Origin of the sequence: Streptomyces sp. WAC 04229, from assembly GCF_003947455.1 — a bacterium.
Classification (GTDB): domain Bacteria; phylum Actinomycetota; class Actinomycetes; order Streptomycetales; family Streptomycetaceae; genus Streptomyces.
This window is the reverse complement of the sequence record NZ_QHJH01000387.1, coordinates 1-1,591: the sequence shown is the minus strand read 5'-3', so window position 1 is coordinate 1,591 and position 1,591 is coordinate 1. Positions and strand designations below refer to the sequence as shown.

Here is a 1,591-nt window from a genome sequence, read left to right as displayed (position 1 = left end):
CGTCGAGACCGAGGGAGCCCCAGCGTGCGGCCAGCCGGGCGGCGTCCCGCTCCTCGTAGGCGAGGGGCAGCTCGGTGACGGTGGCGTCGGTGCCGCGCACGGCACGGCGGGCGCCGTCGAGGCGGGGGGAGCGGCCCCCCCGCCACCCGGGGGCCCGGGCCGCCACGCGGGGCCGTCTCGGCGCCGCCGTCTCGCGGCGGCCGCGGTTGCGCACGGCTACGACTGCCCGCCGCGTTTGCCGCCGCCCGCCGGGAGTTCCCGGTCTTCGACGGTGCTACGCGGCCGGGGGGCTCGGCAAACCGGTCCCCTGTCCTTTGGCCGGATCCGCGCCCGACGTCGAGGCCGCGGCCGGGTCGGAGCCCCGGCTCCCCTCCGGGCCGGACCCCACGCTCCGGCGCGGCAGCAGCAAAGGCGTCGCCAGGAGCAGCACGCCCGCCAGGGCGACCGCCGTGCGCAGGCCGGTCAGCGCCGCCAGGAGGCCCCACAGGGCGGTCAGGGACGCGGTCGTCAGCTTGCCGCTGATCGTCCAGGCGGTCAGGGTGCGCGCGACACGGTCCGGCGGGGTCAGTTCCAGCCGGCGCGTGGCGAACACCGGGTTGTACACCCCCACCGACGTGATCAGCGCCAGCTCGACGGCCATCACCAGGACCAGACCCTGCACACCCGGGCCGACGAAGGCCAGCCCCACCGGCCAGCACACGCGCAGCGCCCCGCTGGTGACCAGCACCCGGTGCTCCCCGAAGCGCGCCACGAGCGGTCCGGCCAGCCGGGAGCCGATCAGGCCACCGACGCACGGCACCGCGAAGGCGAGCCCGTACTGCCAGGGAGCGAAGCCCAGATCGCCCAGCATGAGGACGGCCATCAGCGGCGCGGTCGCCATGATGAGGCCGTTGACCAGGAGCGTGTTGAAGAACAGCGGACGCAGCGCGGGCGAGGTGAGGACGTACCGCCACCCCTCCAGCAGGTCACCGGACCGCGGCCGGGAAGTCCGGGCAGGGCCCGCGTGCTCGGGGAGCGGTTCGCCGCGGCCGATCGCACGGATGCCCAGCGCCGACAGCAGGTAGCTGGCCGCGTCGACCGCCACCGTCGCCACGGGCCCGAAGAGACCCACGGCGGCCCCACCGACCGGCGGCCCGAGCATCGTCGCGGTCCAACTCGTCGCCTCGAAGCGGCCGTTGGCGGCCAGCAGGTTCTCCCGCCGCACCAGCGACTTGAGACAGGAACCGGCGGCGGCCCGGAACGTGATATCCGCCGTGGCGACGATCACCGACACGACCAGCAACTGGGCGAAGCCGAGCCGCCCGAACGCGAACGCGACCGGCACGGTCAGCAGCACCGCGCAGCGGACCAGATCCGTCGCGATCATGACCGGTCGTTTGCGCCGGAACTCCACCCACGGACCCAGCGGCACCGCCACCACCGCACCCACCGCGAGACCGGCCGCCGCCAGCGCCGACACCTGCGCCGGACCCGCGTTCAGTGCCAGGACCGCGATCAGCGGGAAGGCGTCGAAGGCGAGCCGCGTGCCGAAGGTGCTGACGGCGTACGAGGCCCACAGCCACCCGAACCCCCGCCCCAGCGACCCGCCGCC

General features: G+C 75.5%; 1 protein-coding gene and 1 pseudogene. Both read right to left on the bottom strand.

What is annotated here, in order from left to right:
* Positions 1–214 (bottom strand): annotated as a pseudogene (locus DMH12_RS40625) (LacI family transcriptional regulator); the annotation flags it as partial.
* Positions 215–274: 60 nt separating this feature from the next.
* On the bottom strand, positions 275–1,591 hold a 1,317-nt coding region (locus DMH12_RS38405), incomplete at its 5' end, for an MFS transporter (protein ID WP_125495853.1).